The 24,259-nt window shown below is 73.8% G+C and carries 17 protein-coding genes; 12 read left to right on the forward strand and 5 right to left on the reverse strand.

All coding sequences use genetic code 11. The features are described 5' to 3' along the window. Nucleotides 1-33 precede the first annotated feature (33 nt). The 3 genes from ACFVVX_RS22860 (at nucleotide 34) to sucD (ending at nucleotide 3,622) form a co-directional block, all read left to right on the forward strand. Nucleotides 34-1,206: a VWA domain-containing protein gene (locus ACFVVX_RS22860; protein WP_387948371.1), complete on the forward strand. Its 1,173-nt coding sequence runs from the start codon at nucleotides 34-36 to the stop codon at nucleotides 1,204-1,206. A gap of 337 nt (nucleotides 1,207-1,543) precedes the next feature. Further along, nucleotides 1,544-2,719: an ADP-forming succinate--CoA ligase subunit beta gene (gene sucC / locus ACFVVX_RS22865; RefSeq protein ID WP_387948373.1), complete on the forward strand. Its 1,176-nt coding sequence runs from the start codon at nucleotides 1,544-1,546 to the stop codon at nucleotides 2,717-2,719. A gap of 18 nt (nucleotides 2,720-2,737) precedes the next feature. Next, nucleotides 2,738-3,622 (forward strand): succinate--CoA ligase subunit alpha, encoded by an 885-nt coding sequence (gene sucD / locus ACFVVX_RS22870; protein WP_387948375.1) that lies wholly within the window; start codon nucleotides 2,738-2,740, stop codon nucleotides 3,620-3,622. A 78-nt stretch (nucleotides 3,623-3,700) separates the two neighbouring features. On the opposite strand, the gene ACFVVX_RS22875 is transcribed toward sucD, so the two are convergent. After that, nucleotides 3,701-5,863, reverse strand: coding sequence for a sigma factor-like helix-turn-helix DNA-binding protein (locus tag ACFVVX_RS22875; protein ID WP_387948377.1), 2,163 nt, complete (start codon nucleotides 5,861-5,863; stop codon nucleotides 3,701-3,703). A gap of 135 nt (nucleotides 5,864-5,998) precedes the next feature. Here ACFVVX_RS22875 and ACFVVX_RS22880 point away from each other — a divergent pair, with 135 nt between their 5' ends. Beyond that, a complete protein-coding gene (locus ACFVVX_RS22880) occupies nucleotides 5,999-7,534 on the forward strand; it encodes a DUF6350 family protein (protein ID WP_387948379.1) in 1,536 nt (511 codons plus the stop codon). 27 nt (nucleotides 7,535-7,561) lie between these two features. On the opposite strand, the gene ACFVVX_RS22885 is transcribed toward ACFVVX_RS22880, so the two are convergent. Then, nucleotides 7,562-8,212 (reverse strand): hypothetical protein, encoded by a 651-nt coding sequence (locus ACFVVX_RS22885; RefSeq protein WP_387948381.1) that lies wholly within the window; start codon nucleotides 8,210-8,212, stop codon nucleotides 7,562-7,564. A gap of 358 nt (nucleotides 8,213-8,570) precedes the next feature. Here ACFVVX_RS22885 and purN point away from each other — a divergent pair, with 358 nt between their 5' ends. Together purN and purH are read left to right on the forward strand one after the other, a co-directional pair. After that, a complete protein-coding gene (gene purN / locus ACFVVX_RS22890) occupies nucleotides 8,571-9,230 on the forward strand; it encodes a phosphoribosylglycinamide formyltransferase (RefSeq protein ID WP_387948383.1) in 660 nt (219 codons plus the stop codon). Beyond that, on the forward strand, nucleotides 9,227-10,810 hold the full coding sequence (gene purH, locus ACFVVX_RS22895; RefSeq protein WP_387948385.1) for a bifunctional phosphoribosylaminoimidazolecarboxamide formyltransferase/IMP cyclohydrolase: 1,584 nt from the start codon (nucleotides 9,227-9,229) through the stop codon (nucleotides 10,808-10,810). Before purN ends, purH begins: the two co-directional genes overlap by 4 nt. A gap of 121 nt (nucleotides 10,811-10,931) precedes the next feature. Here purH and ACFVVX_RS22900 read toward each other — a convergent pair whose 3' ends face one another. Beyond that, the gene (locus ACFVVX_RS22900; RefSeq protein WP_387948387.1) at nucleotides 10,932-11,684 is read right to left on the reverse strand and encodes an RDD family protein; all 753 of its coding nucleotides are present in this window, start codon (nucleotides 11,682-11,684) and stop codon (nucleotides 10,932-10,934) included. 474 nt (nucleotides 11,685-12,158) lie between these two features. On the opposite strand from ACFVVX_RS22900, the gene ACFVVX_RS22905 reads away from it, so the two are divergent. The 6 genes from ACFVVX_RS22905 to ACFVVX_RS22930 all read left to right on the forward strand — a co-directional run bounded on the left by ACFVVX_RS22905 (nucleotide 12,159) and on the right by ACFVVX_RS22930 (nucleotide 17,781). Further along, nucleotides 12,159-13,013, forward strand: a complete 855-nt coding sequence (locus ACFVVX_RS22905; RefSeq protein ID WP_387948389.1) for a bifunctional methylenetetrahydrofolate dehydrogenase/methenyltetrahydrofolate cyclohydrolase — start codon at nucleotides 12,159-12,161, stop codon at nucleotides 13,011-13,013. Between the two features lie 54 nt (nucleotides 13,014-13,067). After that, a complete protein-coding gene (locus tag ACFVVX_RS22910) occupies nucleotides 13,068-13,493 on the forward strand; it encodes a DUF3017 domain-containing protein (RefSeq protein WP_387948391.1) in 426 nt (141 codons plus the stop codon). A 205-nt stretch (nucleotides 13,494-13,698) separates the two neighbouring features. Beyond that, nucleotides 13,699-14,691 (forward strand): malate dehydrogenase, encoded by a 993-nt coding sequence (locus ACFVVX_RS22915; protein WP_387948393.1) that lies wholly within the window; start codon nucleotides 13,699-13,701, stop codon nucleotides 14,689-14,691. 103 nt (nucleotides 14,692-14,794) lie between these two features. Next, the gene (locus ACFVVX_RS22920; RefSeq protein WP_387948395.1) at nucleotides 14,795-16,117 is read left to right on the forward strand and encodes a hemolysin family protein; all 1,323 of its coding nucleotides are present in this window, start codon (nucleotides 14,795-14,797) and stop codon (nucleotides 16,115-16,117) included. Nucleotides 16,118-16,147: 30 nt separating this feature from the next. Further along, nucleotides 16,148-17,188: a tryptophan--tRNA ligase gene (gene trpS / locus ACFVVX_RS22925; protein ID WP_387948397.1), complete on the forward strand. Its 1,041-nt coding sequence runs from the start codon at nucleotides 16,148-16,150 to the stop codon at nucleotides 17,186-17,188. Nucleotides 17,189-17,292: 104 nt separating this feature from the next. Next, nucleotides 17,293-17,781: a 2'-5' RNA ligase family protein gene (locus ACFVVX_RS22930; protein WP_387948399.1), complete on the forward strand. Its 489-nt coding sequence runs from the start codon at nucleotides 17,293-17,295 to the stop codon at nucleotides 17,779-17,781. Nucleotides 17,782-17,788: 7 nt separating this feature from the next. Here the strand turns inward: ACFVVX_RS22930 and ACFVVX_RS22935 are convergent, their stop codons facing one another. Both ACFVVX_RS22935 and ACFVVX_RS22940 read right to left on the reverse strand, forming a co-directional pair. Further along, the gene (locus tag ACFVVX_RS22935; protein WP_387948401.1) at nucleotides 17,789-20,287 is read right to left on the reverse strand and encodes a CDP-glycerol glycerophosphotransferase family protein; all 2,499 of its coding nucleotides are present in this window, start codon (nucleotides 20,285-20,287) and stop codon (nucleotides 17,789-17,791) included. Nucleotides 20,288-20,570: 283 nt separating this feature from the next. Further along, a complete protein-coding gene (locus ACFVVX_RS22940; protein ID WP_387948403.1) occupies nucleotides 20,571-24,143 on the reverse strand; it encodes a CDP-glycerol glycerophosphotransferase family protein in 3,573 nt (1,190 codons plus the stop codon). Nucleotides 24,144-24,259 lie beyond the last annotated feature (116 nt).

Here is a 24,259-nt window from a genome sequence, read left to right on the forward strand (position 1 = left end):
TCCCTCTCCACCCGCCCCACGAAGGAGCACCCGATGGCTGTGACCACCCCCCTCGCCGCCGACGAGCGGCTGCGCCGCTGGCGACTGGTGCTGGGCGGCGAGGCGGACGGCACCGGCTGCGCGCTGCGGGGCCGGGACGCCGCGATGGACGGGGCGCTCGCCGCGCTGTACCGGGGGGCGCCCGAGGAGGGCCGGGCCGGTCGGGCCGGTCGGCGCAGTGCGGGCCTGGGCGGGTCGGCGCCCCAGGTGGCGCGCTGGCTGGGGGACATCCGGGAGTACTTCCCGTCCACCGTCGTCCAGCTGATGCAGCAGGACGCCATCACCCGGCTCGGCCTGGACCGCCTGCTGCTGGAGCCGGAGATGCTGGAGGCCGTCGAGCCGGACGTGCACCTGGTCGGCACCCTGCTCTCGCTGAAGCACGCGCTGCCCGAGACCACCCGGGAGACCGCCCGCGCGGTGGTCGGCAAGGTGGTCGCCGAACTGGAGCGCCGGCTCGCCGACCGGACCAGGGCCACCCTGGGCGGCGCGCTGGACCGCAGCGCGAAGGTGAACCGCCCGCGCCACCGCGACATCGACTGGGACCGCACCATCCGGGCGAACCTCAAGAACTACCTGCCCGAGCACGGCACCGTCGTCCCCGAGCGGCTGATCGGCTACGCCCGCGCCCAGCGCGCGGTGAAGAAGGACGTCATCCTCTGCATCGACCAGTCCGGCTCGATGGCCCCCTCGGTGGTGCACTCGGCGGTCTTCGGCGCGGTGCTCGCCTCGATGAGGACCCTGGACACCCGGCTGGTCGTCTTCGACACCTCGGTGGTCGACCTCACCGAGCAGCTGGCCGACCCGGTGGACGTCCTGTTCGCGACCCAGCTCGGCGGCGGCACCGACATCAACCGGGCGCTCGCCTACTGCCAGTCGCGGATCACCCGCCCGTCCGAGACCGTCGTGGTGCTGATCAGCGACCTCTACGAGGGCGGAATCCGCGACGAGATGCTGAAGCGGGTGGCGGCGATGAAGGCGGCCGGCGTCCAGTTCATCGCGCTGCTCGCACTCTCCGACGAAGGTGCGCCCGCGTACGACCACGCCCACGCCGCGGCCCTGGCCGCACTCGGCGCCCCGGCGTTCGCGTGCACACCGGACGCCTTCCCGGACATCATGGCGGCGGCGATCGAGAAGCGCCCGATCCCGGTGCCGGACCGGCAGGCGTAGGACGGCGGCCCGCAGGTTCACCCGGACGGGCGAACCGCCACCCGCCTGCACCGCTGACCTGCCCACCCGCTGAGCAGGGCGCGCCGCACACCTTCGTGCTCTGCCTGTGACGGTTCTCACCATGGACGGGACGGCCCCGGGCGAAACACTCCCGTCGTCCGGGGATAACCTGCCAGACGGACGTGACGCGCGTGTTGATTGACGTGTGCGCCCGTGGCTGTGTGGGCCGCAAGGCCGTACCTCTGCGTACCCGCACCGCCTCGACGACCCGCAGCGAAGATCCTGCCGTGGCACGCTCGTAGAGACACAATCCGCGACCACGAACAAGGACAAACACGTGGACCTGTTCGAGTACCAGGCGAGGGACCTCTTCGCCAAGCACGGTGTGCCCGTGCTTGACGGTGATGTCATCGAGACCGCCGCAGACGCTGCCGCCATCGCGGAGCGCTTCGGCGGCCGCGCCGTCGTCAAGGCTCAGGTGAAGGTGGGTGGCCGAGGCAAGGCCGGTGGCGTGAAGCTCGCCGCCGACCCGGCGGACGCCGTCGCCAAGGCCGGGGCGATCCTCGGCATGGACATCAAGGGCCACACCGTTCACAAGGTGATGCTGGCCCAGACCGCGGACATCAAGGAGGAGTACTACGTCTCCTTCCTGCTGGACCGCACCAACCGCACCTTCCTGGCCATGGCCAGCGTGGAGGGCGGTGTGGAGATCGAGGTCGTCGCGGAGGAGAACCCCGAGGCGCTCGCCAAGATCCCGGTCGACGCCAACGAGGGCTGCACCCCGGAGAAGGCCGCCGAGATCGTCGCCGCCGCGAAGTTCCCGGCGGAGATCGCGGACCAGGTCGCCGATGTCCTGCAGAAGCTGTGGAAGGTCTTCATCGCCGAGGACGCGCTCCTCGTCGAGGTCAACCCGCTGATCAAGTCCGGCGACGGCAAGATCATCGCGCTTGACGGCAAGGTCTCCCTGGACGAGAACGCCGAGTTCCGCCAGCCGGACCACGAGGCGCTCGAGGACAAGGCCGCGGCCAACCCGCTGGAGGCCGCTGCCAAGGCCAAGGGCCTGAACTACGTCAAGCTCGACGGCCAGGTCGGCATCATCGGCAACGGCGCGGGCCTCGTCATGAGCACCCTCGACGTGGTCGCCTACGCCGGTGAGAACCACGGCGGCGTCAAGCCCGCCAACTTCCTCGACATCGGTGGCGGCGCGTCCGCCGAGGTGATGGCGAACGGCCTGGAGATCATCCTGGGCGACCCCGACGTCAAGTCGGTCTTCGTCAACGTCTTCGGTGGCATCACCGCGTGCGACGCCGTGGCCAACGGCATCGTGCAGGCCCTGGAGCTGCTCACGTCGAAGGGCGAGGCCGTCACCAAGCCGCTCGTCGTCCGCCTCGACGGCAACAACGCGGAGCTGGGTCGCAAGATCCTGGACGACGCCAACCACCCGCTGGTCCAGCGCGTGGACACCATGGACGGTGCGGCCGACCGCGCCGCCGAGCTGGCCAACGCCAAGTAAGGAAGGGGACTTAACACCATGGCTATCTTCCTTACCAAGGACAGCAAGGTCATCGTCCAGGGCATGACCGGCTCCGAGGGCATGAAGCACACCCGCCGCATGCTCGCCTCCGGCACCCAGATCGTCGGCGGTGTCAACCCGCGCAAGGCCGGCACCACCGTGGACGTCGACGGCACCGACGTGCCCGTCTTCGGCTCCGTGGCCGAGGCCATCGAGAAGACCGGCGCCGACGTCACCGTCATCTTCGTGCCGCCGAAGTTCACCAAGGACGCCGTCGTCGAGGCCGTCGACGCGGAGATCGGCCTCGCGGTCGTCATCACCGAGGGTGTCCCGGTCCACGACTCGGCCGCCTTCTGGGCCTACGCCGGCTCGAAGGGCAACAAGACCCGGATCATCGGCCCGAACTGCCCGGGTCTGATCAGCCCCGGACAGTCGAACGCCGGCATCATCCCGGCCGACATCACCCAGGCCGGCAAGATCGGCCTGGTGTCGAAGTCGGGCACCCTGACCTACCAGCTCATGTACGAGCTGCGCGACATCGGCTTCTCCTCGGCCGTGGGCATCGGTGGCGACCCCGTCATCGGCACCACCCACATCGACGCCCTCAAGGCGTTCCAGGAGGACCCGCAGACCGAGATCATCGTGATGATCGGTGAGATCGGCGGCGACGCCGAGGAGCGTGCCGCGGCCTACATCGCCGAGCACGTCACCAAGCCGGTCGTCGGCTACGTCGCGGGCTTCACCGCCCCCGAGGGCAAGACCATGGGCCACGCCGGCGCCATCGTCTCCGGCTCCTCGGGCACCGCGCAGGCCAAGAAGGAGGCCCTTGAGGCCGCCGGTGTCAAGGTCGGCAAGACGCCGTCCGAGACCGCCCGCCTGGCGCGCGAGATCATCGGCGGCTGACGCCGCCCGCTCGTCGAGCGCCCTCGTCCGGACTCCGGGCGGGGGCGCTCGACGTTTCCGCCCGGGGGCGCGCGGCGCTCAGCGGTCGCTCGGGCAGGGGTGCAGCGACCAGCGGGTGCAGGACAGCGGGCCGGCCGCGACCGTCCCGGGCGGGGGCAGTGCGGCGGCGGCGCGGCTGTCGGTCGGCAGCCGCCACGGCCGGTCCCGGGGCGGCGGCGGGTCCACCACCACCGGCGGCAGGCCCGGGGTCGGACTGCACCACAGGCTGAGGACGCCGGTCGGCGGGCCGGCCGGGACGAGCGGCAGGGCGCCGTCGCCCCCGGTCGGGGCGCAGAGCGTCGGGGCCGGTGCCTCGGGCGGACGGAACAGCGCCGCCGGGCCGCCCCCGGCCAGCGTCGCCACCGCGGCTCCGCCGACCGCGACGGTGAGCAGGGCCGCGGCCCCGGTCCGGGTGGCGTTGCGCAGCCCGTGCCGGGCGCGCAGCAGCGGTACGGGCGGGCGGTGTGGCGCGGGGCAGCCCCGGACGGCCGCCCGGTGCAGCAGCCCGCTCAGCCGGTCCGCGAAGCCCTCGGCGGCCGGGTCGGTCCCCACCAGGTCCGGCACCCACTGCGCCAGCGCCGTCCGGGCCGCCCAGACCCGGCCCTCGGCGGCCGCCAGCGTCGACTCCACCTCGACGGCGATGGCCGCGGCGGGCAGGCCCAGGCCGTCGTGCAGCACCAGGGCCCGGCGCTGCGGGCGGGAGAGCCGCTTGAGGGCCTTGAGCAGTGCGCGGTCGCGGTCGGTGAGGCGGTCGTGGTCGGGCAGCACGGCCTGGCTCTCGTCGGCCGGGCGGACCTTGATCCGGCGGTGCGGGAGCCGCCACGCGTGCGCGCGGCGCGGGCCGCCCCGGTGCCACGGCGAGAGCGCCGCCTCGGAGGCCCGTACCCGCACCCACCCCTCCGGATCGGGCCCGGCCGCGACCTCCTCCCACTGGCGTCCCGCCTCGCCGAACGCCCGCCGCACGCAGTGCAGGGCGCGGTGCTTGCAGGCGGTGAGCAGGAACATCTGCTGCGCCAGGCGGGTGTGGGCGGCCTCGTACAGCTCCTCGAAGGAGGGCGCGGTGGCGGCCGTGACCGGCCCGTCGGCCTCGGCGGCCCGGGCGGGGGCGGCCTGGGCGGGGGCGGGGGTCGGCGCGGGCGGTGCCGGGTCGGCGGTACGGCGGCCGCCCTGGCGGACCCGGCCCTGCCCGCCTGGCCCCGCCGGGGCGGGCCCGGCGGCCTGCCTGCCCGGCCGTCCTCCGGGCCCGGCGGCGCCGGCCGGTGCGGACCGGGCCGGGTCGGCGGTACGGCGGCCGCCGTCGCGCGTGGCGGCGGGAGCCGCGGGGGTGGCGGGGGTGGTCGAGGGGGCAGCGGAGTCCACCGCCCGCCGGCCGGATGTGCCGGTGTCTGCGCCTGTGCCGGTGCGCGTGGCGGCGGCCGCGGGCTTGCGCGGGTCGGGGTGCGGTGCGCCGTCGACGCGGCCGGTGCGGGGTCGGCCGCGGTCTCCGGCGGTACCGGTGGAAGGCATGGAAGGCGTGGAAGGAATGGGAGGAGCGGAAGGACCGGACCCGGCATCCTTCCGGTCGGTGCCCGGCCGGGCGGCGGCCGCCTCCGGTCTGCCGGTCGGCCGGGTGGCCTGCGGCTTCTGCGGGCCGTCGCCCCCCGGCGCGGGCCTGCCGCCCCGGTGGCCGCCGTCGCCTGCTGCCGCGGACACCTCCCGGTGCGCGGTACCGGCCCCGACACCCGGGGAGCCCTGCGGCGCGGTGGCCGGTCCGGAGCCCCGGGCGCCGCTCTCGGCGGGCCGGTCGGGCGCCGGGCCCGGCGGGGACGCCTGAGGGGTGCTCAGCAGCGCCGCGAAGGCCGCGAGCTCGGCCTGGGTACGGGTGCCGAGCTTGCGCATGGCCCGCTGCAGGTGGCTCCTGGCGGTGGCCGGGGTGACGCCCAGGGCGGCGGCGGACTGGGCGGCGTCCAGGCCGGCGGCGAGGTGGGCCAGGGCCTGCGCCTCACGCGGTGTCAGCTGCCGGAGCAGCAGGGCCGCGTCCGGTGGGGGCGGGGGCCCGCTGTCGGGGCCCGCGGCTCTGGTGCGGGTGGCCTTGGCGGCCTTCGCGGCCCGGCCGCGTCCGGTGCGGGCCTTTCCGGGGCGGCTCGGCGGCGAGGACTGGTCGGCGGCGTCGGTGGCGTCGGTGGCGTCGGTGGGGCGCTCGGCGGTCGGCGGCGTGGTCATCAGACGCTCCGGGCCGGACTGGCGGCGACGGCGCGGGGGCAGGGTCTGAAAATGCGCATAAGCCAATAATCTGGGACACGACGGCGGTTTGCCTCTTCACGGAGCATGGCGAGTCGCCTTGGCACCATGAGGCGCATGACGCAGCTGATGGGCCGTCCGATCCTGGAAGTGCCGGGCGAACTGGGTGCCGGACCCGTTCTGGCCGACCTGCTCGCGGGGGTGCGGACGGCGCTGCTCGGCCTGGCGGTGGTCGCGGTGCCGGTCCTCGGGCTCTGGGTGGTGACCCCGTACGCGGACGACGGCGCGGCCGGTGCCGCCCGGCTGGCGGGGGCGCTCTGGCTGCTCGGGCACGGAGCCCCGGTGCTGCGCGGCGGCCTGGACGCCCCGCTGACCGTCACCCCGTTGCTGCTCAGCCTGCTGGCGGTGGGCCAGCTCCACCGGGCGGGTGCCCGGGTGGCGGCCAGGCGCGGTGCGCGGGCCCGCTGGGGCGGTCCGGTGGCGGTGTGGGCCGGTTACTGCGCGGTGGCGCTCGCGGTGGTGGTGCAGTGCTCGGGAGCCGGGCTGTTCCGGGCACGGGTGCTGCCGGACGTGCTGGTGGTGGCCCTGCTGGCCGCCGCCGCGACGGCCGCCGGCGCCCGGTCGGCCCACCGGACGGCAGCCGGCCGAGCGGTCCACCCGCCGGCCCGCTCCACGGGACCCGACCGCTCCGCCGGACCCGGCGCCCCCCGGTGGCCGGCCTTGGACCGCGTGCCCGGCTGGGCCCGCCCGGTCGGGGCCGCGCCGGTGATCCGGTCGGCGGCGCTGGCCGCCCTGGCCGGACTGGTGGCGGCGGGGGCCGTTCTGGTCGCGGTGGCGGCGGTGCTGGCCGCGGTGGGCGGCGGCGGGCCCGCGACGGCGGCGCTCGGCCACGGCCCGGCCGCGGTGGCCGGACTGCTGCTGCTCAGCGTGCTCCTGCTGCCGAACGCGGTGCTCTGGGGTACCGCGTACGCGCTGGGACCGGGGTTCGCGGCGGGCACGGGGACGGTGGTGGCGCCCTCCGGCGCGGCGCTGGGCCCGGTGCCCGAGTTCCCGCTGTTCGCGCTGCTCCCGGAGCCGGGCGCGGGCGGCTGGCGGCTGCTGGTCTGCCTGCTGCCCGTGCTGGCCGGGGCGGTACCGGCCCTGCTGCTCGGCCGGGCGGCCGCGGCCGGCCCCGCGCACGACGGGCGCGACGGGCATGACGGACTCGACGGCTACGACGGCTACGACGGCTACGACAGCCGCGACGGACTCGACGGCCACGACGGCCGCGACGGCGGGGAGGACGAAGCGGCGGAGCGCGCCGCGGCCCCCTGGCACCCGGCGGCGACAGCCGTGGCGGCGCTGGCGGCGGCGCTGCTGACCGGTGGCGCGGCGGCGGCCCTGGGCTGGTTCTCCGGCGGCGCGCTGGCCGGCGGTCGGATGGCGGAGCTGGGCCCGGTGCCCTGGCGGACCGGCCTGGCGGCGGCCGGCTGGTTCGCGGTGGTGGCCGTGCCCGGCGCGCTGCTGGTCCGGGGCTGGACCCCGGCCACCGGGCGCCTCGACGAGCTGGGCGGCGCGTTCGCCGTGCGCGCACGCCGGAGCGCTCTGCTGCTGCGCGCCCGGGCGTACGCGGTGGTACTGCGGCTGGGGCGGCCGACGGACGACGCGGACTGACCGCTCGCATCCGTCGGCGGCGGGTGGTCAGTCGCCCTTGGTGGCGATGTCCACGTACCACTTGGGCGCCAGCCGGTCGCAGTTCTGCTCGCCGGTGGAGGTGAGCGAGTCCCGCACGCAGGTGACGTAGTCGTTGTAGTACAGGCTGAGCCCGATCACGCCGGACACGAAGACCACCGTCATCGCGCCGGTGAGCACCCCGCCGAGGGCCGCCGGGGTCAGCGGGTTGGGGGTCGGGCCGGCCGCGGGGCCGGCCGCGCCGGGCGCCCCCTCGGTGGCGGCGGTGGCGGCCGGCTTGGGCGAGCGCATCGCGATGACGCCCCAGAGGATGGCGAGCGCGCCGAGGAACAGCGCGACGTAGTAGATCCCGGCGACCGCGCAGACCAGCGCGGCCATCCCGGCCAGGGCCGCGTTGCGGGCCTTGCGCTGGGCGGGGTCGGCGGGGTCGAGCCGGGGCGGCTGCGAGGCGGGCGGCCGGGGCTGCCAGCCGCCGCCCTGGTAGCCGGGGCTCCACGGGTGCGGCGGCGGGACCTGGGGACGCTCCTCGGGACTCTCGCCGCCCTCGGGGCTCTCCGAGCCGTCGGGCCGGGGATTGCGCGGCTGCCACGGCTGGTCCGGGGCATCCGCCGGCGGCGGCGCGAAGGGGTTGCGCTCGCCGGTGCTGTCACCGCTGCTCATGGTTCAGCCATTCCTTCTCGGTCGGTGCGACGGGTACCCCGCGCACCCTATGATCCCGCAGTCGCGCGCGGGCCCTTCGGCGGCCTGCCGTCGCGGGCCGCGGAGCCGCCCGGATATCCGGATCCCCGCCGCCGAGGAGATCCCCGTCTCAACTACGCGCGTAGCGCTCTTGGGCCGTTTCGGAGGCCGTCCGACCAGCCGTTATCGTGGTGACGGTCAGCAGCTCACATCGGTTCCCGGGGCCCGCGTCGCGGCGGGTTTCCCGTGTGTTCCCCCTCGCTCGACCTGCCGTTCGTAGTGGCCCCACCGCCGGTGGACGTACCAGCGTACGGCGACCGAACCTACGGAGAATCGCGCAGTGGCCGCCGCCCCCGCTCAGCTCTTCCCGCCCCGCACGCCCGGACCGGCCCGTCTGGTGGTGCTGGTCTCCGGCTCCGGCACCAACCTGCAGGCGCTGATCGACGCCGCCGCCGACCCGGCCTTCGGCGCCGAGATCCTCGCGGTCGGCGCGGACCGCGACGGCATCGCGGGCCTGGAGCGGGCCGAGCGCGCGGGCCTGCCGTCCTTCGTCCACCGGACGAAGGACTTCCCCGACCGGGCCGCCTGGGACGGCGCGCTGACCGCCTCCGTCGCCGCGTACCGGCCGGACCTGGTGGTCACCGCCGGCTTTATGAAGATCCTCGGCCCCGCGTTCGTCGCGGCGTTCGCCGGACGGATCGTCAACACCCACCCCGCACTGCTGCCCGCCTTCCCCGGCGCCCACGGCGTCACCGACGCCCTCGCGTACGGGGTGAAGGTCACCGGCTGCACCGTCCACCTGGTCGACGCCGGCGTGGACACCGGGCCGATCATCGCGCAGGGCGTCGTGGAGGTCACCGACGCCGACCACGCCGATGGCGGCGAAGCGCTGCACGAGCGCATCAAGACAGTCGAGCGCAAGCTGCTCGTCGACATCGTGGGCCGGCTGGCCCGCGAGGGTCACCGCATCGAGGACCGAAAGGTATGGATCCCGGCATGAGTGCCAGCTCCACCACCCCCCCTGTCTCCGAGAACATCCGCCCGATCCGTCGTGCGCTGATCAGCGTCTACGACAAGACCGGTCTGGAGGAGCTGGCCCAGGGCCTGCACGCCGCCGGGGTCGCCATCGTCTCCACCGGCTCGACCGCCGGCCGGATCTCCGCCGCCGGCGTGCCGGTGACCGAGGTCTCCGAGCTGACCGGCTTCCCGGAGTGCCTGGACGGGCGCGTGAAGACGCTGCACCCCCGCGTGCACGCCGGCGTGCTCGCCGACCTGCGGCTGGAGTCGCACCGCGCGCAGCTGGCCGAGCTGGGCGTCGAGCCCTTCGACCTGGTCGTCGTGAACCTCTACCCGTTCAAGGCCACGGTCGCCTCCGGCGCCACCCCGGACGAGTGCGTCGAGCAGATCGACATCGGCGGCCCGAGCATGGTCCGCGCCGCCGCCAAGAACCACCCGTCGGTCGCCGTCGTGGTCGACCCGGCCCGCTACGACGACGTGCTGAAGGCGGCGCAGGAGGGCGGCTTCGACCTGCTGACCCGCAAGCGCCTGGCCGGCCAGGCCTTCGCGCACACCGCCGCCTACGACGTCGCGGTGGCCAACTGGTTCGAGACCTCCGGCTACACGGAGACCGAGGAGGCCGCCTTCCCGGCGTTCCTCGGCGCCTCCTACGAGCGGCAGAGCGTGCTGCGCTACGGCGAGAACCCGCACCAGGGCGCCGCGCTGTACAGCGACGGCACCGGCGGCCTGGCCGGCGCCGAGCAGCTGCACGGCAAGGAGATGTCGTACAACAACTACGTCGACACCGACGCCGCCCGCCGCGCCGCGTACGACCACGAGGCCCCGGCCGTCGCGATCATCAAGCACGCCAACCCGTGCGGCATCGCGACCGGTGCGGACGTCGCCGAGGCGCACCGCAAGGCGCACGAGTGCGACCCGGTCTCCGCGTACGGCGGCGTGATCGCCGTCAACCGCCCGGTCACCGTCGAGCTGGCCGAGCAGATCGCCCCGATCTTCACCGAGGTCGTCGTCGCCCCGGCGTACGAGGACGGCGCCGTCGAGGTGCTGGCCCGCAAGAAGAACCTGCGGGTGCTGCTCGCCCCCGAGGCGCCGGCCAACCGCCGGGAGGTGCGCCCGATCTCCGGCGGCGCGCTGCTCCAGGCCGCCGACCGGATCCACGCCGAGGGCGACGACCCGGCGAACTGGACGCTGGCCACCGGCGAGGCGCTCTCCGCGGCCGAGCTGGCCGAGCTGGCCTTCGCCTGGCGGGCCTGCCGGGCCGTCAAGTCCAACGCGATCCTGCTGGCCAAGGACGGCGCCTCGGTCGGCGTCGGCATGGGCCAGGTCAACCGGGTCGACTCGGCGAAGCTCGCGGTCGAGCGGGCCGGCGAGCGGTCCAAGGGCGCGTACGCGGCCTCGGACGCCTTCTTCCCGTTCGCGGACGGCCTGCGGATCCTGCTCGACGGCGGCATCCGCGCCGTGGTGCAGCCGGGCGGCTCGATCCGCGACGAAGAGGTGATCGCGGCCGCCGCCGAGGCGGGCGTGACCATGTACCTCACCGGTACCCGCCACTTCTTCCACTGAGGCACCGGCTGCGGCACCGGCCCGCTGACGGGCTGAGCCGCTGAGGCGCTGACGGTACGACAGAGCGGCCCGGCCCCCTCCGCGGAGGGGGCCGGGCCGCTCTGTCGTACCGGTGCGCGTGCTACTTCTTGATCACCACGGTGCCGGCGGCACGGTCGTGCCAGCCCTGCAGCTTCCCGGAGTTGTCGAAGAAGGGCGACAGGTACACCAGGATGGCCCCGATGTAGCAGAGGATCGCGCCGACGATCGGGATGATGAAGCGGATGAAGCCGCCGCCGATCCCCGGGACCTGGCCGTCGCTCTCCTTGACGACCCGCAGGCCCATCGCCAGCTTGCCCAGCGTGGCGCCGGTGAAGGCCACCATCAGCCACTCGTAGAGCAGGCCGATCACCGAGAACACGCCGAAGATGATCAGGATCGTGACGAACCAGCCGGTGGCCGCGTCCTGGTTCTGGTGCAGGCAGTCGAGGTACGCCGAGTTGGAGCCCCCGTAGGTGTACTTGGAGCCGCAGTCCTCCTGGTCGTTGGCGATGCCCAGCGCGCTGGCCATGCCGAACGCCACGAACAGGGCGTAGACCGCGCCGACGGCGGCGCCGTCGATCAGCCGGGCCAGGAACCGCTGGCCCATGGTGGCGATCTTCACCGGGCCCAGGTGGGCGATGTTGATGTAGCCGTTGTTCGCCTGGATGGTGCCCGGCATCGGCGCGTACCCGTAGGCCGGCTGCTGCGGCACGCCGTACCCGGGGGCCTGCGGCGGCGGCTGCTGCGGGTAGCCGTACCCGGCGGCCGGCGGGGCCTGCTGCGGGTAGCCGTAGCCGGGCGGCGGCGGGGGCTGCTGGCCGTACGGGTTGTTCGGGTCGGGCGGGTAGCTCATCGGTGCCTCCGGGCAGGATGGGGGACGTGGGGAGGGGACAGCGGGAGGACCCTGGACGGTCGGGCGGTCGAGGCGCCGGCCGGTCGGGACGACAGCGCCGCGGGGCGACACCGGGGGCGGCACGGAGTCCGGGCCCGGTCGCCGCCGATCAGCGACGTGGGGACGGCGGAAGCGGGGGCGTCGACTGCTGCGGCCCTGCGAGCACGCCGCGGCGAAGCGCGGACGGCGCCGTGCGATGTGGTGGTCGGCTCACTGTCTCTTCCCCCGGGTACGTCCCCGCCAGGTGTCCGTCGGCCCGTCACCGGGCCGGAAGCGGCAGGGAATGCCCGCATATCGTCAACCGGACGGCCGGGTGCTGTCCAGCCGCGCCCGCGTAACGGACAGGACTGTGGCGCAACCGCAACGTGACCCGCACGTTCCGCATCGGGCCGGGCCCTGGCGCGGGCGGTTGCCGGGATCCGGGAGAATGGGGTCATGACTGCCCAGATTCTCGATGGCAAGGCCACCGCGGCCGCGATCAAGTCCGAACTCGCCGCCCGCGTGGCGGCCCTCAAGGCGAAGGGCGTCACGCCCGGCCTCGGCACCGTCCTGGTCGGCGACGACCCGGGCAGCCGCTGGTACGTCAACGGGAAGCACAAGGACTGCGCCGAGGTCGGCATCGCCTCGATCCAGCGCGAGCTGCCCGCCACCGCCACCCAGGAGGACGTCGAGAACGTCGTCCGCGAGCTCAACGCCGACCCGGCCTGCACCGGGTACATCGTCCAGCTCCCGCTGCCCAAGGGCCTGGACCAGAACCCCGTCCTGGAGCTGATGGACCCGGACAAGGACGCCGACGGCCTGCACCCGACCTCGCTCGGCCGCCTCGCCCTGGGCATCCAGGGCCCGCTGCCCTGCACCCCGCTCGGCATCGTCGAGCTGCTGCGCCGCCACGACGTCGCGATCGACGGCGCCGAGGTGGTCGTGATCGGCCGCGGCGTCACCGTCGGGCGCTCGATCGGCCTGCTGCTCACCCGCCGCAGCGAGAACGCCACCGTCACCCTCTGCCACACCGGCACCCGGGACCTCGCCTACCACCTGCGCAAGGCCGACATCGTCGTCGCCGCCGCCGGTGTGCCGCACCTGGTCAAGCCGGAGGACGTCAAGCCGGGCGCGGCCGTGCTGGACGTCGGCGTCAGCCGCAGCGAGGGCAAGATCGTCGGTGACGTCCACCCGGGCGTGGCCGAGGTGGCCGGCTGGATCTCCCCGAACCCCGGCGGCGTCGGCCCGATGACCCGCGCCATGCTCCTGAACAACATCGTCGAGGCGGCCGAGCGCCGCGTCGGTATCTGACCCCGGCAGTCCGACAGAGGGGCGAGCCATGAGCGAGCGGAGCGAGGTGGACGCATGAGCGACCCACGACCGGCACGGTCCCGGCGCAGGCCGGTCAAGACCACCGGGACCCTGCCCCCCGAGGGCTCGGCCGCGGCACTGGGCCGGGACCACACCCTGCCGGTCCGCCAGTGGCCGATAACGCTGGTCCTGCTGGTGGTCGGCGCCGGGCTCGCCGTCACCTGGTTCGCCGACTTCAAGGACGGCTTCAAGTACGGCCTGCTGATCCTCGGCGGCGGGGTGCTGCTCGGCGCGGTGCTGCGCCTGGTGCTGCCCGAGGTCGGCATGCTGGCGGTGCGCAGCCGCTTCACCGACGTGATCGTGCTGACCTTCCTCGGCGTCTCGATCGTGCTGCTCACCCTGGTCGCCCAGCCCAACCCGTGGCTGGAGATCCCGCTGATGGACAACGTGGGCCAGCTGATCGGCCGGCCCCGGCACTGACCGGCCCGGTCCCTTCGACGGCCCCCGCCCGGACCTCCCGGGCGGGGGCCGCCGCCGTCTGTGACCTATCAGCCACCACCGCCCACGCGGCGTACGCTTCGCTTTGCGATAACCTGACGCCGGTCTCTCGATGTCGAGAGACCATCCTCGGCTCCAGTGCGCCGGTGTGCCTGGGGCACCTGGCGATTTGCTGGAGAAGGTAGAAATGACCCGCACCCCCGTCAACGTCACCATCACCGGAGCGGCCGGCCAGATCGGCTACGCGCTGCTCTTCCGCATCGCCTCGGGCCACCTGCTCGGCGCCGACGTGCCGGTGAACCTGCGCCTCCTGGAGATCCCGCAGGGCCTGAAGGCCGCCGAGGGCACCGCGATGGAGCTCGACGACTGCGCCTTCCCGCTGCTGCGCGGCATCGAGATCACCGACAACCCGAACGTGGCCTTCGCCGGCGCCAACGTCGCCCTGCTGGTCGGCGCCCGCCCGCGCACCGCCGGCATGGAGCGCGGCGACCTGCTGCAGGCCAACGGCGGCATCTTCGGCCCGCAGGGCAAGGCCATCAACGACAACGCCGCGGACGACATCAAGGTCCTGGTGGTCGGCAACCCGGCCAACACCAACGCCCTGATCGCCCAGCGCAACGCCCCGGACGTGCCGGCCGAGCGCTTCACCGCGATGACCCGCCTGGACCACAACCGCGCGGTCGCCCAGCTGGCCCGGAAGACCGGCGCCGCCGTGGCCGACATCAAGAACGTCACCATCTGGGGCAACCACTCCGCCACCCAGTACCCGGACATCTTCCACGCCGAGGTCGCCGGCAAGAACGCCTTCGAGGCGGCCGGCAGCGACCAGGCCTGGCTGGAGTCCGACTTCATCCCGACCGTGGCCAAGCGCGGCGCCGCGATCATCGACGCCCGTGGCGCCTCCTCGGCCGCCTCGGCCGCCAACGCCGCCATCGACCACGTCCACACCTGGGTCAACGGCACCGCCGAGGGCTCGTGGACCTCGATGGGCATCGTCTCCGACGGCTCCTACGGCGTCGAGGCCGGCATCATCTCCTCCTTCCCGGTCACCACCAAGGACGGCTCCTTCGAGATCGTCCAGGGCCTGGAGATCTCCGACTTCTCCCGCGGGCGCATCGACGCCTCGGTCAAGGAGCTCGTCGAGGAGCGCGACGCGGTCCAGGCGCTCGACCTGATCTGAGCACCCCCGCACCAGGGCACCCGGCCCGCCGCCTCCCCGGAGGCGGCGGGCCGCTCCCGTTCCTCCACCACCCGCTCCCCGGCCGCACCTACACTGACCCCCCGTGAGCGAAACCATCGAGGACGCGGCGCTCGTACTCGTCTTCATCATGCTGGGCGGCCTGTTCAACGTCGCCGAGATCTCGCTGATCTCGCTGCGCGAGGGGCAGATCAGGAGCCTGGAGTCCCGCGGTACCCGGCGGGCGGCCCGGGCGGCGCACCTCGCGGCCGACCCGAACCGCTTCCTGGCGGCCGTGCAGGTCGGGGTGACCTGCATGGGCTTCCTGTCCGCGGCCTTCGGCGCGGACACCCTGGCGGGCAAGCTGGCCCCGGTGTTCGTCCGGGCGGGGCTCTCCGAGGGCCTCGCCGACGCGGTCGCCCTGGTCGGGCTGACCCTGGTGATCAGCTACGCCTCGCTGGTCCTCGGCGAGCTCACCCCCAAGCGGATCGGCCTGCAGCGCGCCGACTCCATCGCGGTGCTCGCCGCGCCGGTGGTGGATGTCATGTCGGTGGCGCTGCGCCCGGTGATCTGGCTGCTCGGCCACTCCACCGACCTGATGGTCCGGCTGCTCGGCGGCGACCCGGCGGCCGGGCGCGGATCGATGAGCTCCGAGGAACTGCGCGGCCTGGTCGCCGCCAACACCGAACTCGGCAGCGACGAGCGGGCGCTGATCGCCGACGTGTTCGCCGCCGGGGAGCGCCAGCTGCGCGAGGTGATGGTCCCGCGCACCGAGGTGACCTTCCTGGACGCCGAGCGCCTGCTCCCGGAGGTCCGCGAGCAGGCCGGCTCCTCGCCGCACTCGCGCTACCCGGTGGTCGAGGGCAGCTACGACGCGGTGACCGGCTTCGTGCACGTCCGCGACCTCTACGGCGCGCGCGGCGAGCAGGCGGTCAAGGTCCGCGACCTGGCCCGCCCGGTCAAGCTGCTGCCGGGCACCAAGCGGGTGCTGGAGGCGATGGGCGAGATGCGCCGCGAGGGCCACCACCTGGCGATCGTGGTGGACGAGTACGGCGGCACCGCCGGCATCGTCACCCTGGAGGACCTGGTGGAGGAGGTGATCGGCGAGATCCGCGACGAGTACGACTCCCAGGAGCCGACCACCACCCGCCGGATGGCCGGCGGCGGCATCGAGCTGGACGGCCTGCTCAACCTCGGCGACTTCACCGAGGAGACGGGCGTCACCCTCCCCGAGGGCCCCTACGAGACGGTGGCCGGCTGCGTGGTGGCGGCGCTCGGGCGGCTGCCGGCCGACGGTGACCAGGTGCGGATCGCCGACGGAGCGGAGGGCGTACTGCTGACGGTGGCCAAGCTGGAGGGCCGGCGGATCGCCCGGATCAGGGTGAGTGCCGTCACACTGTCGGAACCTCCAGGGGCGGAGGTTTCCTGACCGGTCGGTGGAACTGGAACAATGGCCCGCATGGTCAACGCAGCGGTCACTGGTCCGGTCAAGGACCGTCCCCGGGTGCTCTCCGGCATCCAGCCCACCTCCGGCTCGTTCCACCTCGGCAACTACCTCGGCGCGGTCCGCCAGTGGGTGGACCTCCAGGAGGCCAACGACGCCTTCTACATGGTGGTCGACCTGCACGCGATCACCGTCGAGCAGGACCCGGCGACGCTGCGCCAGAACACCCGGATCTCCGCCGCGCAGCTGCTCGGCGCGGGCCTGGACCCGGAGCACTGCACCCTGTTCGTCCAGTCGCACGTGCCCGAGCACGCGCAGCTCGCCTGGGTGATGAACTGCCTCACCGGCTTCGGCGAGGCGTCCCGGATGACCCAGTTCAAGGACAAGTCCGCCAAGCAGGGCTCGGCGGGCACCTCGGTCGGCCTGTTCACCTACCCGATCCTGCAGATCGCGGACATCCTGCTCTACCAGGCGGACGCCGTCCCGGTCGGCGAGGACCAGCGCCAGCACCTGGAGCTCACCCGCGATCTCGCGGACCGCTTCAACACCCGCTACCAGCCCACCTTCACCGTCCCGAAGCCGTACATCCTCAAGGAGACGGCGAAGATCCTGGACCTCCAGGACCCGACCGCCAAGATGAGCAAGTCCGCCTCCTCGGCCAAGGGCCTGGTGAACCTGCTGGACGAGCCGAAGGCGAGCGCCAAGAAGTTCAAGAGCGCCGTCACCGACACCGGCACCGTCGTCTCCTACGACGAGGAGGAGAAGGCCGGCGTCTCCAACCTGCTGCGGATCCACTCCGCGCTCAGCGGCCAGTCGATCGAGCAGCTGGTCGCGCACTTCGAGGGCCGGATGTACGGCGCCCTGAAGACCGAGCTGGCCGAGCTGTTCAGCGAGTGGGTGACGCCGTTCCAGCAGCGCACGCACACCTTCCTGGACGACCCGGCCGAGCTGGACCGGGTGCTGGCGATCGGCTCCGAGAAGGCCCGCGCGGTGGCCTCGCAGACGCTGGAGACGGTGTACGACCGGATCGGCTTCCTCCCGGCCGCCAAGCGGTGACTCCGCCGACGAGCCTGCCCGGCGGTGGCAGCGGTTCGCCCTTCGCCCCCGAGCGCTCGGAGGCGGGGGGCGGCCTTCCGGAGGTCGTCACCATCGGCGTGTCCGTGAGCGTCCCGGATCCGTACGGCTCGGCGATCCAGGACGCGCGGGCCGGGAACGGCGACCCGCTGGCCCGGTCGATACCCACCCACGTCACGCTGCTGCCGCCGACCGAGGTGCCCGCCGCGGAGCTGGCGAAGATCGAGGAGCACCTGGCGGCGGTGGCCCGGGCGCACCGGCCGTTCCCGATGCTGCTGCAGGGCGCCGGGACCTTCCGCCCGGTCTCCCCGGTGGTGTTCGTCCGGGTCGAGGAGGGCGCGCAGGAGTGCCGGCTGCTGGAGGCGGACATCCGCTCCGGCCCGCTGGCCCGCGAGCTGGCGTTCCCGTACCACCCGCACGTCACCGTGGCGCACGGGCTGTCCGAGGACGCGCTGGACCAGGCGTACGAGCAGGCCCGGGGCTTCCGGGCGGCCTTCCGGGTGCCCGGGTTCAGCCTCTCCCGCTTCGACGCGGACGAGGTCTGGCGGCCCTGGCGGGCCTACCGCTTCGGCTGACCGGCCCTCATCCGGCGCCGCCGAGTTCGAGCATCCGGTCCACCACCCGGCGGGCGGCGCCGCCGTCGTCGAGCCGGCAGTGCGTCGCCCGGAAGCGCCGGTAGCGCTCCTGGTACCCGGCGGGCAGCTCCCCGCCGCCGTCGGCGAGCCCGCGCAGCGCGTCCAGCAGGCCGGCCGAGTCGGGGATGAGCGGGCCCGGGGCCTGCGGCTCGAAGTCGAAGTAGAAGCCCCGCAACGTGTCGCGGTAGTGCTCCAGGTCGTAGGTGAAGAACAGCACCGGACGCCCGGTGATCGCGAAGTCGAACATGATCGACGAGTAGTCGGTGATCAGCACGTCGGCGATCAGCAGCAGCTCCTGCACGTCGGGGTAGTCCCCGCAGTCGTACAGGAAGCCGTCCCCGGCGCCGGGCAGCGGCTCGCGGACGTGCGCGTGCGGGCGGATCAGCAGCACGTGGTCCTCGCCGAGCGCGCGCCGGGCGTGGTCGAGGTCGATCCGCAGGTCCAGGCGGAAGCCGTCGCCGTCGCCGTGCTGCTGGTCCTCGCGCCAGGTCGGGGCGTACAGCACGACGCGCCTGCCCTCGGGGATGCCCAGCCGGCGCCGGACGAGCGCGGCCGTGCGCGCGTCGGGCCGGGCGAGGACGTCGCCGCGCGGGTAGCCGGCCTCCAGGATCTCGCCCCGGTAGCGGAAGGCCCGGCGCATGATCGGGGTGGCGAAGGGGCTGGGGGAGAGCAGCAGGCTCCACTGCGGGGTCTCCCGGTCGAGTGCCTCCAGGTAGCCGTGGTCGGCCAGCCAGGAGTTGTCGACGTCGTGGGCGATCCGCTTGAGCGGCGAGCCGTGCCAGGTCTGCACCACCACCTGGCCGGGGCGGCGCCGCAGGAAGTCGGGGAAGTGCGTGTTGCCGACCAGGTACCGGCTGGAGCCCAGCGCCTCGTACCACTCGGGGCTCCAGATCCGCACCGCCCGGACCCCGGCGGGCAGCCGGGCCTGGGCGTCGTCGACCACCCACAGGTGCTCCAGCGGGGTGTCCCGCCGGGCGAGTTCCGCGTGCACGGCGCGGGGGGAGTCGGCGTAGCCGCGGCCGCCGAACACGTCGTAGAGCACGGCGTCGCGCAGCGGGCGGCGGCGGGCGGCCGGGTAGCCGGCGGTGCGCTGGCGGGCCTGCGTCCAGGCGCTGCGCTCGGCCGGGGTGAGGACGGGGGTGGAGTCCAGCAGCAGGGTGTCGTGCCAGCGCCGCTGGAGCAGGATCCGCTTGCCGCCGACCCGGGTGGCGGCGGGCAGCGAGCCCAGCGCGGCGGGGGCGGCGATCAGCGGCCGCTGCGGACCGGTTCCGCCGACGGGCCGCAGCGCGGCCTCCCAGACGCCCTTGCGCAGCGGCAGGGGGGCGCCGTCCGAGCCGGTCCGGGTGACGGGCAGCCGGATCCGGAACCGGCCGTCCTCGGCGAGGTCGACCGGGTGGCGGACCTCGCCGGCGTTGCCGGAGTGGCGCAGGACGAGTTCGAGCGGCCCCGGGCCGGGCAGGCGGCCGCTGAGCTCGAAGCCGTCCGGGCGGGTGGCGACCCGCTCGACCCAGCCGGCGGCGGGCTGGACGCAGAGCTGGAGCCGGCCGTCGGCGAGGTGCTTGAGGTAGAGGACCCGGTCGGGCACGCCGGGCAGCGGGTGCTGGCCGGCGACCGGGCCGCCGCGCTCGTCCAGGGTGAGCTGCTCGGTGGTGCCGTCGGGGCGCAGCAGGTCGGCGTCCCAGTGCTCCGGCTCCCCGGCGCCGCGCCCGTCGGCGGTGAACGGCCGGAACGGCAGGTGGGCGGCGAAGGTGTTGCCGGTCAGGGCGACGGGCGCGGTGAGGACGGCGTCGCTCTCGCGGTGGCGCAGCCGCAGGACGGTGCCGGGCGGGCAGTGGTCGGCGGTGCCGCACAGGGCGAGGCCGTCCGCTCCGGGGTGGGCGGAGCCGAGCCGGACGCCGGGGCGTTCGAGGCGCAGCCACAGCCGGCCGTCCTCGAACCGGGGCTGCAGGCGGACGTCGCGGTCGACCCAGCGGGCCGGCGGGTACTCGCCGGAACCGCACCAGTGCGGGGCGAGGGTGCCGTACTGGCGGCGCAGCCGGGCGGGGCGGGGGCGGGTGAAGAGGGTGGCCTCGACCTGCCAGTCGCCGAGCAGCCACTCCTCGCCGCGGCGCAGCCGGCGAGGTTCGATCAGGGCGGTGAAGCCGGACCAGTCGTGGTTGTGCTCGGGCTGGGCGCTGTCGTCGGTGACCTCGGGCAGCCGGCGGGGCCTGGAGCGCAGGTGGACCGGGGGCTCGTCCTCGCCGCGGCGCAGGGTCAGCCAGGTCCAGGCGGAGCCGGGGCGGGCGGTGTCCAGGTCGTCCGGGCGGGCGAAGCCGGTGAGTTCGAGGCCGCGGGCGCTCCAGCGGGCGCGCAGCAGGCCGAAGGCGACGTCCTCGTCCCCGGGGCGTGCGCCGTCCGTCCCGCGGGGGTCGGCGTGCGGGAGGACGAGCCGGGTGAGGACTGGCATGGGGGGTGCCCTTCGGAACGGGATCCCGGTCCATGGCGGTGGGCCGGGGGCCTTCGTGCCGAGGGGAGTCGGGACGGGGGCCGATTCGATATCCCATACCGAAATGACTGGTGTGGTCAACTGTGCAGTTCGGCGTATTCCCTGAGAAATTCGTTGACGAAACGTGAGTTCGACGGCAAAAGGGGGGCAAAGCCCAGGGGGTTCCCAGGTATCCCCCCGGAAAACCGAACAGGCGCCCGACGCGGGGTCGCGTCGGGCGCCTGTCGGGCGGTACGGGGCGGGGCTACTCCTTGCGGAGCATCGCGTCCACCACGCGGGCGGAGGCCTGGCCGTCGTCCAGGTCGCAGTACGCCTCACGGAAGGCCGCGTACCGGTCGGCGTACTCGGCGCTCACCTCGTCCAGCCGGCCCAGCGCGGAGACCAGCTCCTCGGAGGTCGCCAGCAGCGGGCCGGGCGCCTCCGACTCGTAGTCGAGGCTGAAGCCGCGCAGGTTGTCCCGGTAGTGCTCCAGGTCGTACGTGAAGAGCAGCACCGGCTTGCCGGTGGTGGCGAAGTCGAAGACCGCCGACGAGTAGTCGGTGACCAGCACATCCGCGACCAGCAGCAGCTCGGCCATGTCGGGGTAGCTGCCGACGTCCCAGACGTAGCCGTTGCCGGCCCCGGGGATCTGACCGCACATCACGCTGTGCCGGCGCACCAGCAGCACCTGGTCCTCGCCGAGCGCGGCCTTGGCGGCCTCCAGGTCGAGCCGCAGGTCCAGCTGGTAGCCGCCGTTGGGGCGCCGCCGGTCCTCGCGGAAGGTCGGCGCGTAGAGCACCACCTTCTTGCCCTCGGGCAGGCCGAGCCGCTCGCGCACCTGCTCCGCGGTCTTCTCCCGGTCGGCGGCGAACAGCAGGTCGTTGCGCGGCGCGCCGCTCTCCAGGATCTCGCCCTTGAAGTCGAACGCGCGGCGCAGGACCGGAGCCGAGAAGGTGTTGCCCGCGACCAGCAGGCTCCAGTTCGGAACCTCCTTGGCGACGCCCTTCAGGTAGTGCGCGTCGGTGAACCAGATCTTCTCGAAGTCGTACCCGATCTGCTTCAGCGGGGTGCCGTGCCAGGTCTGCACGACCACCTGGCCCGGGCGCCGGACGAAGAAGTCCGGCAGGTGGGCACTGGTGACGATGTACTTGGCGGTGGCCAGCGCCTCGAACCACTCCGGGCTCCAGAGCCGGATCGCGTCGGCGCTCTGCGGCACCGCGGCCTGGAGGTCGTCGCTGCCCCACAGGTGCTGCAGCGGCAGGCCGCGGCGCACCAGCTCCTCGTGGACCGCCCGGGGCGAGTCCGCGTAGAGCCCGCCGAGCGCGACGTTGTACAGCACCGTCTCGCGCAGCGGGTGGCGGCGGGCGGCCGGGTAGTCGACGGTCCGCAGCTGGCGCTGGCGGTAGCCGCTGCGCTCCTCCGGGAGCAGCGCGGAGTGCGACTCCAGCGACAGGCCGTCGTAGTGGCGGCGCTCCAGCACGATCCGCTTGCCGCGCGACTCGACCTCCAGCGGCAGTGCGCGGAAGCACTCCGGCCCGATCAGGGCGTGCGTGTGCGCCGTCGCGCCGGGCGGGGTGCCGACCTCGCGGAAGAAGACGTCCCAGGTGCCCTGGGCGAGCGGCACCCGGCCGGCGAAGGAGGCCGTGGGCACCGGCGGCAGCGCGGCGCGGAACCGGCCGTCCGCGATCTCCACGGGGTAGGCGTGCTCCTCCTCGCGCCAGTTGTGCCGGACCACCAGCTCCCAGCGGTGCGTGCCGGGCAGCGGGAAGGACCCGCTGATCAGGAAGCCGTCCTCGCCGCGCGAGGCGACCTCGTCCACGACGGGCTGCAGCACCTGGTCGGCCAGCTGCAGGTAGCCGCCGGGGGAGGGCTTGGAGTACAGCGCGCGGCGCTTGGTGGCCGGCGCCTGCGGGTTCAGCGCGAGGTGCAGCTGCTCGGGCGCGTTGCGGTCGTCCAGCGCCACCGGCACGGTGCTGCCGTCGGTGAGCAGCAGGGCGGTGTCCCAGCGGTCGCGGCTGCGGTCCTCGGCGACCGGGTCCAGCTCGGCCCAGGCCTCGCGGACGGCGGTCAGTTCGTCGACCGGGAAGGAGGCGCTGAACGGCTGGAGCAGGCCCGCGGGGGTACCGAGCTCCAGCGGGTACAGCAGCTCGCGGTCGGACTCGACGTGGGTGAGCTTGAGCCGGGCGCCGGCCAGGTCGGAGCCGGAGCGGGCCGCGCCGGAGAGCTCGACCCGGCCGCCGTGCGCGGCCAGACCGGTCACCCGGGCCCGCACGGTCTCCACCCGCAGGTAGACGTGGCCCTCACGGACCCACGGCACGATCCGGACGTCCTGCTCGACCCAGTGCGCGGGCAGGTACTCGGCGCTGTCGCTCCAGCCGGCGGAGATCCGGCCCTTGTAGACGCCGCCCTTGCCCATGCCGGCCACCAGCACGCGCCAGTTGCCGTCCTTCCACTGGCCGCGGTGCCTGAGCCGCCTGGGGTCGATGGCGGCGGTGAAGCCGGCCCAGTCGCAGTTGTACAGGTCGTGCTTGGAGCTCGCGGTGGCCTCCGGGCTGTACTGCGTCCTGGTCTGCACGGCGAGCACCCGGCGGCCCTTGGCCTCGCGCAGCACCAGCACCTTGACCATGTCGTGCCGGTTCTCGGCGCCCAGCTGCTCCGGGTAGGCGTGCCCGGTCAGCTGCAGCTTGCCGTCGACCCAGGCCGACTCGTACAGCCGGCTGCGCATGACCAGCGAGTTCTCGAGCTTCAGCACGCTGCTCGGCACGCTCTTGCGGCCGCCGCGCAGGAACGGGTAGTCGGCGTACGGGCGCAGCAGGCCCTTCGCCGGGGCACCGCCGTTGGTCTCGCCCTCGTACTTGATCTGCTCGACCAGCTCGTCGATCCGGCCCTGCAGGGTCAGGTGGTACTTCAGCCGCAGCGGCGCGCGCAGCTTGCGGACCTGCTCGGGGCCGATCGCCCGGAGCAGCCGGCTGACGCACTTGATGTAGGCGGCCCGGTACTCCTGGTCGCCGTCCACGACGGACCAGAAGAACATCGGGATCTCCTCGACGAGGGTGTTCTCGTCGTAGGAGCGCAGGTACTGGGCGAAGCGCGGATCGGTCTGCTTCTTCAGCCAGCCGCGGACCAGCTCCACGGAGGTGACGCGGTCGATCAGGCCCTTGGGGTTGGTGCGCATCTGCGTGATCGACATCTCGCCGACCTCGCGCTCGCGCCAGTGGTAGATCGGCTCGGAGAGCACGTCCACGCTCTTGGCGAGGTAGTGGTGCGGCACGCTGACCGGGGCGTCCTCGTACAGGATGCCCTCGGGGTAGAGCAGGCCGGCCGCGTCGAAGAAGGTGCGGCGGTAGACCTTGTTCCAGGCGGTGCGGTCGGTGACCAGCGCCGGGATCTCGGTGATGTGGGTCTTGAGCTGGGTCTCCCTGAACGGCCTGCTGTGGCCGCCGGACTGGTAGTAGCCGACGGCGCGGAACCGCAGCACGTTGCCGGTGGCGAAGTCGGAGCCGGTCTCGTCGAGCGTGTTGATCATCAGCTCGTAGGCGCTCGGCGGCATCGAGTCGTCGCTGTCGACGAAGCAGAGGAACTCGCCGTCCGGGTCGATGTGCCGGATGCCGGTGTTGCGGGCCGCGCCGAGGCCCTTGTTCACCTGGCGGACCAGCCGGAACCGGGAGTCCTTGGCCGCGTACGCCTCGGCGAGGGCCGCGCTGTCGTCCTTCGACCCGTCGTCGACCATGACGCACTCGAAGTCCGTGAAGGTCTGGGCGGCGATCGAGTCGAGGCATTCCTCGAGGTAGCGCTCGACGTTGTAGATCGGGACGACGATGGAGAGGCGGGGAGCCATCGGCTACGCAGGCCTTTCTTGGGAAGGAGCGTGGCAGCCCGTTCGGGGTCTGGCCGCACTTTGAACCGGTGCGTACGTGCCCACCGATCCTACCGTCCGGCCTGCGGGGCCTTCCG

The organism is Kitasatospora sp. NPDC058170 (assembly GCF_042883905.1).
Lineage (GTDB): Bacteria > Actinomycetota > Actinomycetes > Streptomycetales > Streptomycetaceae > Kitasatospora.

Excerpts from the sequence above, each read along its gene's own strand:
- ACFVVX_RS22860 (WP_387948371.1), top strand. The coding sequence starts at position 34 with ATGGCTGTGACCACCCCCCTCGCCGCCGACGAGCGGCTGCGCCGCTGG.
- sucD (WP_387948375.1), top strand. The coding sequence starts at position 2,738 with ATGGCTATCTTCCTTACCAAGGACAGCAAGGTCATCGTCCAGGGCATG.
- ACFVVX_RS22875 (WP_387948377.1), bottom strand. The coding sequence starts at position 5,863 with ATGACCACGCCGCCGACCGCCGAGCGCCCCACCGACGCCACCGACGCC.
- ACFVVX_RS22880 (WP_387948379.1), top strand. The coding sequence starts at position 5,999 with ATGACGCAGCTGATGGGCCGTCCGATCCTGGAAGTGCCGGGCGAACTG.
- ACFVVX_RS22885 (WP_387948381.1), bottom strand. The coding sequence starts at position 8,212 with ATGAGCAGCGGTGACAGCACCGGCGAGCGCAACCCCTTCGCGCCGCCG.
- purH (WP_387948385.1), top strand. The coding sequence starts at position 9,227 with ATGAGTGCCAGCTCCACCACCCCCCCTGTCTCCGAGAACATCCGCCCG.
- ACFVVX_RS22900 (WP_387948387.1), bottom strand. The coding sequence starts at position 11,684 with ATGAGCTACCCGCCCGACCCGAACAACCCGTACGGCCAGCAGCCCCCG.
- ACFVVX_RS22905 (WP_387948389.1), top strand. The coding sequence starts at position 12,159 with ATGACTGCCCAGATTCTCGATGGCAAGGCCACCGCGGCCGCGATCAAG.
- ACFVVX_RS22910 (WP_387948391.1), top strand. The coding sequence starts at position 13,068 with ATGAGCGACCCACGACCGGCACGGTCCCGGCGCAGGCCGGTCAAGACC.
- ACFVVX_RS22915 (WP_387948393.1), top strand. The coding sequence starts at position 13,699 with ATGACCCGCACCCCCGTCAACGTCACCATCACCGGAGCGGCCGGCCAG.
- trpS (WP_387948397.1), top strand. The coding sequence starts at position 16,148 with ATGGTCAACGCAGCGGTCACTGGTCCGGTCAAGGACCGTCCCCGGGTG.
- ACFVVX_RS22935 (WP_387948401.1), bottom strand. The coding sequence starts at position 20,287 with ATGCCAGTCCTCACCCGGCTCGTCCTCCCGCACGCCGACCCCCGCGGG.
- ACFVVX_RS22940 (WP_387948403.1), bottom strand. The coding sequence starts at position 24,143 with ATGGCTCCCCGCCTCTCCATCGTCGTCCCGATCTACAACGTCGAGCGC.